Genomic DNA, 13,840 nt, shown 5'->3' with positions numbered 1-13,840 from the left:
ATATAGCTTTGAATGTATTTTTCTGTTTAGTCAAGCTAAAGTCGCGGAGTGCTGCTTGTTATTGATATTCCACCCAAACAGCTCCATTATCAGCAGAGCGCACACAATTTTCAATCCAGCGAACTCCTTCTAGCCCTGCATTAATATCAGGATAAACAAGATGATCTAACGTCTCTTGATCGCCACGATTTTTGGCATCAATGGCAATAGCAAATTTCAAATAAATATTTGCCCATGAATCAGATAGGCCTTCTACATGCAAAGCTCCTAATCTTTCATCAGCATTGCAGCTTTCATCCAAGTAAGGCATAGCGCGAATTAACGTTTGAGCTGGCTGGCCCTGAATTTCATAGGATAACTCGCCAGGCTTGCTGTCCCACCATTCTAAACTAGCTTTTGATCCGACAATGCGAATTCGATGGCCATCCATACACCCTGCATTAACCGATGACGTCCACAGTCTTCCTACTGCACCATTCTCGTAGTGCATCAGTACATAGGCATTATCTTCAAGTGGTGCGCGGCTTTCGATAAAGCTTTGACGGTCACAAAGCAATTTACTAATTTTCATATTAGGCATAATCAATTGGGACATATAATATGTGTGAGTGGAAAGATCACCTAAAACAAAACTCGGACCAGCAATCTTCGGATCAACGCGCCACTTTTGTGCCGCACTGTATTTGTCTGCTTCATCTGTAGCATTAAAACCATGTGTATACTGAAGCTCTACCATACGAATATCGCCAATATCACCCTTTTCAATCATCGCTCGCATTTGAAGCAGCATTTGATTACCTGAGAACCCATATGTAACACCAACTATTTTTCCTTTTTCTTCTGCAAGTTTCTTAATTTCTAATACCTCATCTCTAGTGAAAAATAAAGGTTTCTCACAAATGACATGAAGATCAGCCTCTAGTGCTGCCTTACAAATTTCATAATGTGTACCATTTGGTGTCGCGATAGAAACAACTTCAATTCCATCTTCTCGCTTCTTTTCCTCGGCGAACATCGTTTTATAATCTGAATAGCAGCGTTCTTCCTCAACACCTATATTGACACCGAAGTCTTTTCCTCTATCTGGATCGATATCGAACGCACCTGCTACTAATTGAAAAGCTGTATTGTCTCTAAGTGCTCCTGTACGGTGTTTATAGCCTACTTGGCTAAGTCTTCCCCCACCTACCATTGCCCAACGTAAAGGTCTTGCAATTTTTTTCTCTCCATTCAACATACCAATTCCTCCCTTTCACATATAAATATCTTAATATTGCTTTTTGTAACTTAAAGGAATCTTATGAAATATGCAGTGATGTTCTATTACTGATCTAAGTATATCTATAATCACCGGAAACAAAAATACATGAAGTTGCTTTTTCATTCATCATTCTTGCTTTTTTGAAAGCGCAACCATATAATGAGTTCAAAGACGGTTGAAAGGAGGAGAGAAAAAAATGCTGCTTAATGAACCTGGAGTACTGGATGGCTCCCATTATTATTTTTTTACACCATTTGAAACAATCAAAAAGTATTATTATCATTTGATCTGCTGCGGTCATTATTATTGTAATGCTGACTACAATATTAAACGAGATTATTTTCCTTACTTTCTATTAGTCTATATTCGAAATGGAGACCTTCATGTAAACTATCAAGATAAATCAGTAACGGCCAAAAAAGGGGATATCTTGTTACTTGACTGTCGTGAACCTCACCATTATTACGGTACTGATGGACTGGAATTTATCTATATACACTTTGATGGGCCGAATTCGCATGAATTATGTAGCTATATTATTAAGCAGCACGGATTTTTCTTTCAAAATAAACGCAATATAGAAATTGGAAAGCAGCTTTATCAAATGATCTACACCTATTATCATGAACAGGAAATGTCCATCTCTGATTCTACATGTAGGATTTATACAATGATTAATAGTCTCACGATAAAACCCGAAAAACAAAAGAATGAAAGATCACCCGTTGACGAAGCGATTCACTATATTAAAGAAAATATAGATAGACAGATCACATTAAAAGAGATTGCTACCTATGTCAATTTAAGCCCTTATTATTTCTCTCATATTTTTAAATTAGAAACGGGATATGCTCCTATTGAATTTGCTACAAAAAACCGAATTGATACGGCCAAAACTTTATTAAAAACGACGACTTCTTCTATCGCTGATATTGCCTTTAAGGTAGGCTATAGCAGTAGCTCGGGGTTTATAAATATCTTTTATAAGAAGGTCGGTTTTACTCCAACAGAATTCCGAAATCTGAACATTTAATATTGTAATTTTTTAATAAAATTCATATAAGATCTTTATAAAACATCTGCAAACTTAAAAGGCATGATCCCAGTACAATACTGGGCTCATGCCAACAAACGATCTAACGTAATATACTTTTAGCTAATAGCTTTATTAATTAAAGTGTTTCGCAAAAAGCTTTTTCGCTGTAAAACGCAGGTTTTTCTTGAAGTGAAATAGACTCTTTTTCACCTGTTTTCTGTGCTTTCACGCATGCGTCAGCTGTTACAGCTGCGATATAGCCATCCCATGATGTTGGACCTTGAGGCTCACCTTTTTTAACAACAGAATCGATAAAATCTTGGATTTCCACATCGTATGCATCCATAAAACGGTATTTCCAATCTTGTAAGATGCCAGAGCTTAATTTACCGTTTTTACGCGTAACAACACTTGGGAATTCTGGTAAATAAGCCACACCGTCTTCACCAATGACTTCACATTGAATATCGTAGCCATACTTACAATTTACAAACACTTCAACATTCATTACAATTCCACTGTTTGTTTCAATTGTAAATAGCTGTGGGTCTTGTACTTTATCATGTGCGTATTTTGTTTTTCTTGGAAATACAACTTGTACTGATTTATAATCATCATTCACTAACCAGTGTAATGCATCAATCTCGTGAATTAATGTATCTACTACAGCCATTTCTGTGACGTAAGACTCACCCACTTCTGGGTTACGGTGTACAGCTCGAACCATTAGAGGCTGGCCAATTTCTCCTTTATCAATCGCTTCTTTTAATTGAACATAACCGCTGTCATAACGGCGCATGAAACCAACTTGAACTAGTTTTTTTCCTTGTTTCATTTCTGCTTCAACAATTCGTAGGCATCCTTCTGCAGTTGTTGCTAAAGGTTTTTCACAGAATACATATTTTCCAGCTTCAACAGCTGCTAATACAGTTGCTTCATGAGCAGGTCCCCAGCTTGTTACAACAACTACATCGACATTCTCATCTGCAATTAATGTTTTATCATCTGGATATACAACAGCATCTAATTGGTATTGTTCAACCGTTTGTTTCGCCGAATCTTGATTAACATCTGTTACAGCTACAATTTTTCCACCAGATAAAGAGTTTGTAATTCGATTAATATGTTCTCTTCCGATTGCACCTGTACCTACTACACCAAATTTTAACGTCATAATAATATTCCTCCTAATAATTTAAAACGATTTCATTTTTATCGTAAAAACCTTCACTTATGCGTGAGAGTAATTATACTTTTCCAATACTTCCAACGTAGTTTCTTTTGCTTTTTTAATCACTTCTTCAGGATCCATTTGATAATATTCTGGTCTGAATAACTCAACAGATGCTACAAAATCATAGTTTAATTCTTTCAATTTATTCAAATGGGCTTCTAAATCAATTACACCATGACCGGGCCATACACGATCTGTATCACGCATTTGCCCAACCGGAAAACCATCTACATCATTAATGTGGAAAATAAATATTTTTTCTGCAGTTTCTTCTGTTACATCCTCAAATCTTGATCCCATTCCAGTAAATTGGAACGTATCATACACAAGACCAACATTATCTCTATCAATTTCTTTTACAATGCTATATGCTTGTGCAAAAGTGTTTACCGTATTTTCTGGAATTCCAATAAACTCCAATGCAATCTTTACTCCATAAGGCTCTGCTAAATCAGATAGATGTGTTAACACTCGAACACAATTTGCATTAACTTCTTCTGTTAATGTTTTTCCTTTTTCCGTTACATCAATATTTGAAGGTACGACAGCGATATATTCACAATTTATTTTTTTACAAATCTCTAAATAGTCTTTGAATTCTTCAATAATTTTTTCCTCATCTTCTTTTGTACGATTATTAAAGAAGCATAATGCGTTTAAAGAAAGCGGTTTAATTTTATGGCTGTCAAAGTACTCTTTTAAATCATCTAATGTATTTTCTTTTAAATAGTCAATTAACTGGTCAATTGCACGAATTTCAATATAATCATAACCATGTTTTTCGCAATACTCTAGATTCTGCTCCAGAGATGCACTTTCCCATGTTGTCCCTTCGTTGAATGCTAATTTCATTGGTTGTTCCCCCTCACGATAATAAGGCTTTTTGTTTTTGTATCTGAGTTTAGTGTAATGCATATTTTTCATTTCTACTCTATAAAATCTTGCTCGAAAACTGTAGAATAGTGCTTTTTTGATTATTTTTTGGATAACTTTTGATTTATTGCAACCGACTAAAAGCAGCTAGAGTTTCGTCTCTAGCTGCTTACATTACGGTAATCTAAAGGAACATACTATACAGTTATATTTTTTACTTATATATATAATCCCTCATTCCTATTACAAAAATTAATTTAGTTTGATTACAATGATTTTGAACTTCTTACTAATTTGCTTTTCTATCAGGAGCCATATCGGTTGTTTCTAGTTCAATTTTTTTTTCAGCGAGCCATGTCTCTTCAATTTCTTCAAGTGATTTATTCTTCGTTTCAGGAACGAATTTCAGTACAAAGAAAAAGGCGAACGTACTAATAAGGCCGTAAATAAGGAAAACTCCTGTGCCTAAAGCTTCATTTAGTGGCGGGAATGTAGAAGAAGCAGCTAAATTCGCTCCCCATACTAATGTTACAGCAATCGCAACAGCCTGGCCTCTAATTTTATTAGGGAATAGCTCTGAGAGGATAACCCATGTAACAGGTCCCCAAGTCATCTGGAAGACAGCTACAAACCCTAAAATAAATAATAGTGTAAGAATCCCTTGAATACCTGCAAAGAAAAGTGCTGCTACTGCTGTTAAACAAATAGCACATCCTGCAGAACCAAATAGAAGCAAGAACTTTCTTCCTTTTTTATCAATGAGTTTGAAGGATATGAATGAAACAAGAACTCCTATAGCTCCAACAAATATCGTTTGAAACATCGATGTTGACTGATCAGCACCAAGGTTTTCAAAGATCCGAGGAGCATAATATAGAATAACATTAATGCCGATAAATTGTTGTAATACTGCCAAAGTCATACCTACGATTAAAACTAACTTTCCATAATAAAACAAGCTGACTTTTTCTGTTTTCGTGTTTAAAGATTGTTTGATCTGTTGTAAAGTTTCACTTGCTACTTGTTTAGAACCATTGATCTTTTCTAATAAGTTATATGCTTTGTCATATTCCTTTTTAAGGGCCATATATCTTGGCGTTTCCGGAATAAATAACAGCAGGAAGAAAAATAATGCGGCTGGGATTAATTCTGAAGCAAACATTAATCTCCATCCAATGTCATTGATCCACTCACTGGACTTACCTAAGGCTATTTGCCAGTTGACAACGTATACAATTGTTTGGCCAAATACAACAGACATACTGTACAAAACGACCATTTTTCCTCTAATTTTCTGAGGACTCATTTCACTAATGTAAATTGGCGCGATGGCTGAAGCTAAACCTACCCCAATACCACCTATGATTCTATAAATATTAAAAGTAACTAATAATGCTAGACTAGGTTCACCTGCAGTAAAGAATAGGATTTCTGGGTAAGCTGAGCCTAGTGCCGATAGAAAAAATAACGCAGCTGCAATCACGAGTGTATTGCGTCGACCTATTCTATTGGACAATATTCCAGAAATGACTGCTCCTATAATACACCCGATCAATGCACTAGATACAGTAAGCCCATGAACAAGGGAGCTTAACCCTAAGCTGTCCACCAAGTATAATTGTATAGATTGCTCTGCCCCTGCAATAACCGCAGTATCATAACCAAAAAGAAGTCCACCTAACGAAGCAACTGCAGCTACAAATAAAATGTAATATCGTTTGTTATTTTTCATAAAAGTGAAGGATATTCCTTCTTCCCCCTTTATTTAAGTTCAAATGCCATAATCCCTTGCAACTTTTCAGACTTTTTCCCAATATTAAAAATTAATTCAGCCCATTGTTTTGAATAGATTCTTAAAACTAACTTTTAAAACTGTAATGAAATCGTTATCAAATATATTTTTTAACGAAATTATTATTTATTATGTTAGTGGGCTGAAGCCTTTATTTTACTAAAAAGCCTAACAATTAATGAAAGCGTTTTCCATTAGTGTAATAAAAAAAGTAGATTTTTTTTCTAATAGCTTTTTGTCTTTATTTTGAGAACATGAAATACAATTTCGATTCTACTAATAAAGAAAAGTGTACCAAAAGGGCAAAACAGTCCTTTTGGCACACCCCTGAAGCAAAAATTGCTAATTTACAAAAAACTTGAAAGGAGTGTGTCCTCCATATTTAATTTCATTAATCTAATAAAATCATACTACACAGTTACATTATATACTTAAATGTTTAATCCTTCTTTAATGGATTTCAGCGTTAGCTCATTTGACCATTCTGGTCTATCAGGATATGCGAATACTGAATTTGTTACAATCCCATCAAACTTCATTTCTCTTAGCTTGCGATATAATGCATCGAAGTTTATTTCCCCTTCACCAGGATTTAAATGTTGATGAATGGTTACTTTTGCGTCAGGAGGATTCACAATATAACGTAATCCAAATGCAGCTTTATGATTAAGAGTATCAGCAATTAGAACATGATCTAGTAAATCTCCTGCTTCTTCTAAGTGTTTCTCTACATCACCAATACCATCATCATAGAAGAAGGCATGGGGAACTGAATATACCAACTTAATCCAATCTTTATCTAGTGCACGAATCATTCGAATCGCTTCTGTATTCAACTCAATAAAATCATTCGGATGTGATTGCAAATTAAGTCTGATGCCTTCTTTTTCAAAAAGTGGCATTAATTCGTACATTGATTTAACAAAAGCAGCTTCACTTTCAACCGGACGGCTTATGTCACCGGCAAATTCACTGTTCATTAAATCGACTCCTAATTCAGAAGTGATTTCAATACAACGCTTCCAATTTCGCACTGCCGCTTGACGTTCTTCCTCATTTGGAGAAGACCATTGTTGAACAGGAAGGACCGAAGAGATTTTCACACCAGCATCTGAGCAATATTTTTTAAGATCTTTGATCAGCTGCTTATCTACCTTTGGATATTCATAAAACCAAATAAAATCTTTACGCGGTGATAATTCTACATATTCATACCCTAGCCGAGCTACGGCATCGATCGTATCTTTTAAATTTGTGTTATCACGATAATGTGACGGATCATAAGCTAAACGCATGTAAACTTCTCCTTTCTTTAAACCTAATTAAGTCCTTAAAGCACCCTTTGATGTGTAATCGATTTCAATTTAGATGCATTTTCTTGTGCTCATCAGCAATTACAACTTTAGTTTAATGCATATTTCTCTTTACCACCCTGTAAATCCTTACTCGAAAAATGTATATTCTTGCTTTTTGATTATTTTATTTTTAGTTGGCTATAGCGTTTTACATTCTTTTATTGATGAAATATACTAAATGAACACATGATTATTTTGAAATTTACTTATTTCTAAGGGTGATAAAAATGAATTATTACATTCCAAATGTAGAACCAGGACTCAAGACAAAAAAGGGATTATATTTTTATGAACCTTCGGAATTAACGAAAAAATTGTACTTTTATGTACTATGGGGTGGGGAATATATCGTAGATGCGCCTTACAGCATTAGGCGTGATTATATGGACTCTTTTCTCATTTTTTTTATTAAAAGAGGATCGATGCACTTTCATTATCTTGATCAATCATTTGTTGCAAAAAAAGGTGATATTGTCCTATTAGATTGCAAAGAAAAAAACAATTATTATGTAACAGAAGAAGCCGAGTTCCAATTTATTCATTTTTCAGGAAAAGGTACACAAGATTTATATAACGAGATATACCAAAGACAAGGGTGTCTATTTACACTCCCTTCCGATAAAAACAATATTCCTAATATTTTATCGCTCTTGGCATCAAACCAAGAAATTGACTTTAACATTTCCTTAGAAATTTATGAGCTGTTAGGGAATTTATTAGAAAGTACACGTAACACTTTTGAAAGTAGAGATGCAAACATGGCCAAAGTTCCACCGGAAATTCAAGCAGCTCTGACTCATATAAATGAAAATTTTTCATCTAAAATTACGATCGAGAAGCTTAGTGACATATCGAACTTAAGTACTTCTCATTTTTGCCGTACGTTTAAGAAATATATGGGAACTAGTCCATACCAATATATACTAAATTACCGATTGATCCAGGCTAAGAATTTATTAGTGCAAACCAATCTCTCCGTAGAGCAGATAAGTGAGGATTGTGGATTTTATGGGATAGGTCATTTTATTAAAGCATTCTCTAAATCTACGGGGGGGATGACTCCAGGGAAGTTCAGAAAAGTTTGCTTTTAATTAACGTTTTTTTAACCGATTTTTCTTTCGTAAATATAGTATTGAGTAACAAAAGAAAGCAGCAGGAGATTAGTCCCCTGCTGCTTTCTTTTGTTACTAGAACATGGCAAGGCGTTCGGCTGGTTATCACTTGATGATTCAATACACTTTGTCCGAAAAAAAGGGCTAAATCAGAGCAATTCCTTTAAAAACTCTAGCCTTCGCTTTGCATTTTCCTTAACAATTAAATCAACACCACTGTCGACATGCATTTCGACCATATCACCATTGGTTACTTTTAATGCTGTTAGAACACTTAAATATCCCATATCATATGGGTTTTGTACGACAGTACCTTGTAACGTGCCTTTTTCGATTAATTCAAGCATGTCAACAATTCCATCCGCTCCAATAACCGGTATGTTTAAACCATTTTCTTTTAACGTCTCCAATACATGGATAGCAATGATATCATTGACGGCTATTACCCCAGCTAAATCGGGGTGGTTCTGTAAAATTTCTTCTATTGCTTCTTTTATTTGAATTGGATCATTGGATAATTCAGATATACTCGTCTTTTCTGATGCAATATTGATCCCTACCGCCTCTAAACTAATTTTTGCACCATTCATACGTCTACCTGATATAACCGGATTATCTCCTCCTATCATGGCAACTTTATCACCAGGCTGTAGTTCGGATGCTAATAACATCCCTGCTTTTCTACCTAAATCATAGTTATCGGTACCAATGTAGGCCGTCTTATTTTCCCAAGGGTCATCCGTATCCAAAAGAAGAACTGGTATATTCTGGTCAGCAAATCGGTCTAAAACTGGTATTATCGGATCTGGAGAGATAGGAGAGACAATTAATATATCCGGTTTTTCTTTCAAAACGTTCTCTAACATTTCCACCTGTTCTTCAACAGTACCATTTATAGGAGCAATTACACTCCCTCCTAATCCTAAGTCTTGAAATCCCTTCTCAGCACCAGCTTTGATAATTTGAAAATACTGTGAGTTTAACTCTTTTACAACAACAACAACGTTCTTTTTTTCTTTTTCTTCTTTAAACGAAATAAAGCTGACTATAATAACAGTAAAAATGAAGGTTATTAGTAAAAATATCGACCGTTTCTTCAATTCTTTCCCCTACTCTCTTTAGATACTTGTAGATATAGAATTTGTAACCGGCTATATCATGCTCAGCCGAAGAATATAACATTAGCCACAAGAATGATTGAATTATAGTTACATTTTGATTAACTTTTGGTTATTTTTGATAATATTAATATGAAAACCCTTTTCCGTCAATTAGTATATTGTCACGTCTTGGACAGTGCAGATGAAGTCACGGAGATTCATTTTGAATATTTGGTTCGACAGAGTAAAAAAATAGAACAAGCATAAGCCTGTTCCTTCGAAGAATATTTATATTATTATCCAATTTGGGATCAAAGAAAATCCAACCATTCCCTATTATGTTTTTCCATTCATATCCAAACGTTCTTTTGTTTCACTTCTTTTAAACTGAAGAGGAGATTCACCCATGGTTTTTGTGAAGATTCTCGTAAAATAGTTTGGGTTTTCATAGCCTAGCAGACTAGCGATCTCCCGTACTTTCATATTGGTGTTAATTAATAGTCTTTTCCCTTCGCCCATTCTTCGAGAAATCAAGTAATTAATAGGCGAATCGTTGTACATGTCATTAAATACATGCGATAGATAATATGGGTTCATATGAAATTCGCGTGCTATTTCATTCAAGGTCAAATGTTTATGATAATTCTTATCCAAGTATTCTTTAATTTGCAGCGCAAGTACGGCCGTATCACTTTTTGTAGGATTAATGTTATCCAGCTGAACCATTCTTTGAATGAGAAGAATGATCGAAGTTAAAAAGTTTTCGCTGATCGTTTTGTGTCCTTGGGCCTGAATCGTTGATTCTTCAAATATCATCGAAAACAGGGTCTCTACCTTATCTGAGTATTTGTTTCTTTCAATATGCGGGGACACTCCGGTTGGGAGAACAAAACAGTCGGGAAAACCTTCTATTTTTAAATTTGAAACACCACAATAAAAAGCCTTTAAAGGGTGCACAGATGAAGACCTTTCTTCATGAAGTACCCCTTTGTTATAAATCAGCATATCCCCTTTTTGGGCAGTAAATGGCTGCCCGTCTATCCGAAACTCTCCTTCTCCACCAAATATATAAATGATTTCACTAAGATCATCATGCTTGTGGCTTGGGAAACTCCAATTAGGTTTATCACTTATTTTCCCGATATATGCCAGGATAGGGGGTTGAGTAATCATTTTATTTTTCATGTAAATCCCCTCTTTCGTTCCTAAATCTCTCTCTATTCTATCATCTTTTATGAAAACCCTTTCTATAAAATAAAGCAAGATATGGAACATTTTTAACCATAATAACAAGATGTTTAATTGTTTTGTTCCTTCAATCCTTTTATGATTATTTCAGTTTAAAGGGACTTATCAACCTCCTCAATTACCGATTTAATGGGGATTGAACTGATTAAACCAATCACTTCGTTCATCCTGAAGAAGATATAAATGTTTATTGGAGTAATCAAACAGCCGGAAAGAAGAGCAAGATGTTTCATATTAAATAACTAGAAGATTAGAGGGATTACCATGTTGTTAAGAAGGATCGTGTTCTTTTTTATAGGTCAATTTATTTTAACCTTAGGATGTTCGTTAATTATAAAAGCGAGTTTAGGGGCATCACCTTGGGAAGCTCTTGCGATTGGGCAATCACAATTATGGAATTTAACAATCGGTACATGCGCGGTGATTAATGGAGTTTTTGTCATATTTATTAATTCCTTAATATTAAAGAAAAAACCAGAAATGCTTTCTGTTTTAACGATATTTTTGACCGGATCTCTGATTGATTTTTGGCTGTTAATTGGTCTAAAAGACTTTGATCCTCAAAATCTCATTTTTCAAATTATAGTGTTGTTGACAGCCATCATTATTTTAGGGATGGGAGTTTCAATTTACCTGCAGGCAAAATTTCCTGCAAACCCAATGGATCGTCTGATGGAGGTTATCCATGAAAGGTTCGGTTTTAGTTTAAGAATCGCAAAATTAATTGCAGAAAGTTTTGCACTCACTCTTGCATTTTTCTTCGATGGCGCGATGGGAATGGCGACCGTCCTTGTAGCCTTCACTACGGGATATTTCATTCAGTTTTTTTATCCAAAATTTGAATTCTTATTCAATAATACTCGTCAGGTATTGTGTAAAAGTGAGTTTACTCTGTTTTTCGTTAAACTTAGACCTAAAAAAAGTACGCCTCTCAAAACGTGAGAGGCGTGTCATTACTAGCTTATTAAACATAAGATGTAAATAATTCAGAGCTGTACAAACCCTTGAAGCAGAGGTGAATACATGCCAAGAAACAAACGATTCTGGGCTCAACCGTAAATACAGCGTTACTGGACACCTTTATCAAGGGCGTTATTTTTCTAAACCCGCTTTTGCCCGAATTGGTCTCTTAGAAGTTAGTCTCTACATCCACTTAAATCCAGTTAAGGCCTATATGCTCCCCCCAGACTAATACCGCTGGCACTCTTACATCTCTTTATTACGTCGTACTTATCTGCTCATGATTCAATCTTCTAAACACATGGTTGCATATATACATTTGTACGAATGTAATAGGGACAATTCCAAAGATGAGCGTCAACTGTGGAAACCTGACATACATCATCGTTAAACCTGTTATCAGTACGACTTGTAAAATGGTATATGGGAAATAGGAAAGACCAATCTTTACTCCAATAATGACGTAATGAACGAGCTGAAGCTGATAGTTTGCGATCACAGGGAATACATACAAACTTGTTAGGATCAACAAGAAGGTAAAGGTAATAACAATCCCATACATCACGAATTTAAGCAGCATTTGCTCCACATACGGTATGTAAAACCAATTCAAACAAACAATGAAACTCGCAAACAAGACGATCCAGCCTAGATAATTAGATGTTTTAAAGTTTTCTTTATAAAACTTTTTAAATAAGACGCTTACCCTTTCCGTGTCTCCATATATCAGCCAGTAGCGAGCGACCGCATAGACGGCTGTTGTCGCAGGAAAGAAGCCAAGTACAACCGCTCCTCTAAACAAATAGCCAATCCATAGAATATGGAGCTTGATTACTTCCCACAGCCATTCAACATAAGTCGTAAATTTAAACATTGAAAATTCCCCTCTCAACTATTAAAAACGGATACCTAAACGTAAGGAACAGTCCCTTACATAGCCCATCGCAGGGAAAGGAAAGGAAGATGCTAGATTCTTTCTTCTATCTAGCATCCCCTTTCTATCTTTACATTTCACTTAACTTTTCACAGCACCCTCTGTAATTCCTGCAATAAATTGTCTGTTAAAAATTAAGAAGACAATCAATATTGGAATCGTTGCTAAAAACGTCCCTGCTAATACCATTGGATAGTCGGTCGTATAGGCATCGTTTAATGTTCGTAACGCGATTTGAATGGTATGAACGCTGGAGTCTTTTAAAACAATTAATGGCCATAAGAAATCGTTCCATGCATTCATATACGTAATAATGCCTAGTGTAGCAAATGCCGGCTTGATTGCAGGTACAATTATATTCCAATAGATTCGTAAGTGGTTACAACCATCTATTTTTGCCGCTTCAATTAAATCGTTCGGTATCGATGACGCAACATACTGTCTCATGAAAAATACGCCAAAGGCACTTACCATACCTGGTACGATTACAGCTTGTAGCGTATCGACCCATCCTAATGAACTAATAATCATAAACGATGGGATCAAACCTAATTGCGGCGGAACCATCATCGTTGCCAGCAAAAAGATAAAAAAGAACTTCTTTCCTTTAAACTCTATTTTGGCAAAAGCATACCCTGCTAATGAACTAAAGAATAGTACAAAAAATGTAATGGCGGTTGAAATCACAAACGAATTCCAAAGCGCTCCGAAAAAGTCGATCCGCTCAAACACTTTCGCCACATTTGTCATAAATTGCTCCCCAGGAAGTAGCACTGGAGGAATTTTATTTACTTCCGAATTCGTATTCGATCCGATTACAAACATCCAGTAAAACGGAAATACTGACAAAATCGATGTAAAACCTAAAAAAAGATAAAGGGCTATTTTAGGTAACTTTCTTTGTCCTGCTTCGTTCATTGTTTGTCCCTCCCTAA

General features: G+C 35.4%; 12 protein-coding genes. 3 read left to right on the top strand and 9 right to left on the bottom strand.

The window, feature by feature from the left end:
• Positions 1–58: 58 nt before the first annotated feature.
• Entirely contained in the window at positions 59–1,237 is a 1,179-nt protein-coding gene (locus AC1FXP_RS17765; RefSeq protein ID WP_480063321.1) for a Gfo/Idh/MocA family protein, read from the bottom strand.
• 220 nt (positions 1,238–1,457) lie between these two features.
• Here AC1FXP_RS17765 and AC1FXP_RS17760 point away from each other — a divergent pair, with 220 nt between their 5' ends.
• A complete protein-coding gene (locus tag AC1FXP_RS17760) occupies positions 1,458–2,294 on the top strand; it encodes a helix-turn-helix domain-containing protein (RefSeq protein ID WP_480063320.1) in 837 nt (278 codons plus the stop codon).
• Positions 2,295–2,433: 139 nt separating this feature from the next.
• Here AC1FXP_RS17760 and iolG read toward each other — a convergent pair whose 3' ends face one another.
• The 4 genes from iolG to AC1FXP_RS17740 form a co-directional block, all read right to left on the bottom strand.
• The gene (gene iolG, locus AC1FXP_RS17755; protein ID WP_480063319.1) at positions 2,434–3,471 is read right to left on the bottom strand and encodes a bifunctional inositol 2-dehydrogenase/D-chiro-inositol 1-dehydrogenase; all 1,038 of its coding nucleotides are present in this window, start codon (positions 3,469–3,471) and stop codon (positions 2,434–2,436) included.
• Positions 3,472–3,528: 57 nt separating this feature from the next.
• Positions 3,529–4,383 carry a sugar phosphate isomerase/epimerase family protein gene (locus AC1FXP_RS17750; protein WP_480063318.1) on the bottom strand — a complete coding sequence of 285 codons (855 nt, stop codon included), beginning with the start codon at positions 4,381–4,383 and terminating at the stop codon, positions 3,529–3,531.
• 310 nt (positions 4,384–4,693) lie between these two features.
• The gene (locus AC1FXP_RS17745) at positions 4,694–6,136 is read right to left on the bottom strand and encodes a sugar porter family MFS transporter (protein WP_480063317.1); all 1,443 of its coding nucleotides are present in this window, start codon (positions 6,134–6,136) and stop codon (positions 4,694–4,696) included.
• Positions 6,137–6,627: 491 nt separating this feature from the next.
• Positions 6,628–7,491: a sugar phosphate isomerase/epimerase family protein gene (locus AC1FXP_RS17740; RefSeq protein ID WP_480063316.1), complete on the bottom strand. Its 864-nt coding sequence runs from the start codon at positions 7,489–7,491 to the stop codon at positions 6,628–6,630.
• 287 nt (positions 7,492–7,778) lie between these two features.
• Between AC1FXP_RS17740 and AC1FXP_RS17735 the strand changes: the two genes are divergently transcribed.
• Positions 7,779–8,642 carry an AraC family transcriptional regulator gene (locus AC1FXP_RS17735; RefSeq protein WP_480063315.1) on the top strand — a complete coding sequence of 288 codons (864 nt, stop codon included), beginning with the start codon at positions 7,779–7,781 and terminating at the stop codon, positions 8,640–8,642.
• 170 nt (positions 8,643–8,812) lie between these two features.
• Here AC1FXP_RS17735 and AC1FXP_RS17730 read toward each other — a convergent pair whose 3' ends face one another.
• Positions 8,813–9,763 (bottom strand): sugar ABC transporter substrate-binding protein, encoded by a 951-nt coding sequence (locus AC1FXP_RS17730; RefSeq protein ID WP_480063314.1) that lies wholly within the window; start codon positions 9,761–9,763, stop codon positions 8,813–8,815.
• Positions 9,764–10,099: 336 nt separating this feature from the next.
• Complete coding sequence (locus tag AC1FXP_RS17725) at positions 10,100–10,948, bottom strand: helix-turn-helix domain-containing protein (protein ID WP_480063313.1); 849 nt, start codon at positions 10,946–10,948, stop codon at positions 10,100–10,102.
• 327 nt (positions 10,949–11,275) lie between these two features.
• Between AC1FXP_RS17725 and AC1FXP_RS17720 the strand changes: the two genes are divergently transcribed.
• The gene (locus tag AC1FXP_RS17720; protein ID WP_480063312.1) at positions 11,276–11,953 is read left to right on the top strand and encodes a YczE/YyaS/YitT family protein; all 678 of its coding nucleotides are present in this window, start codon (positions 11,276–11,278) and stop codon (positions 11,951–11,953) included.
• A 277-nt stretch (positions 11,954–12,230) separates the two neighbouring features.
• Here AC1FXP_RS17720 and AC1FXP_RS17715 read toward each other — a convergent pair whose 3' ends face one another.
• On the bottom strand, positions 12,231–12,845 hold the full coding sequence (locus AC1FXP_RS17715) for a YesL family protein (protein WP_480063311.1): 615 nt from the start codon (positions 12,843–12,845) through the stop codon (positions 12,231–12,233).
• 141 nt (positions 12,846–12,986) lie between these two features.
• Positions 12,987–13,823 carry a carbohydrate ABC transporter permease gene (locus AC1FXP_RS17710; protein WP_250095123.1) on the bottom strand — a complete coding sequence of 279 codons (837 nt, stop codon included), beginning with the start codon at positions 13,821–13,823 and terminating at the stop codon, positions 12,987–12,989.
• Positions 13,824–13,840 lie beyond the last annotated feature (17 nt).

The organism is Halalkalibacter sp. HAAS-P013, from assembly GCF_056619925.1.
This window is presented reverse-complemented; position numbering and strand designations above follow the sequence as displayed.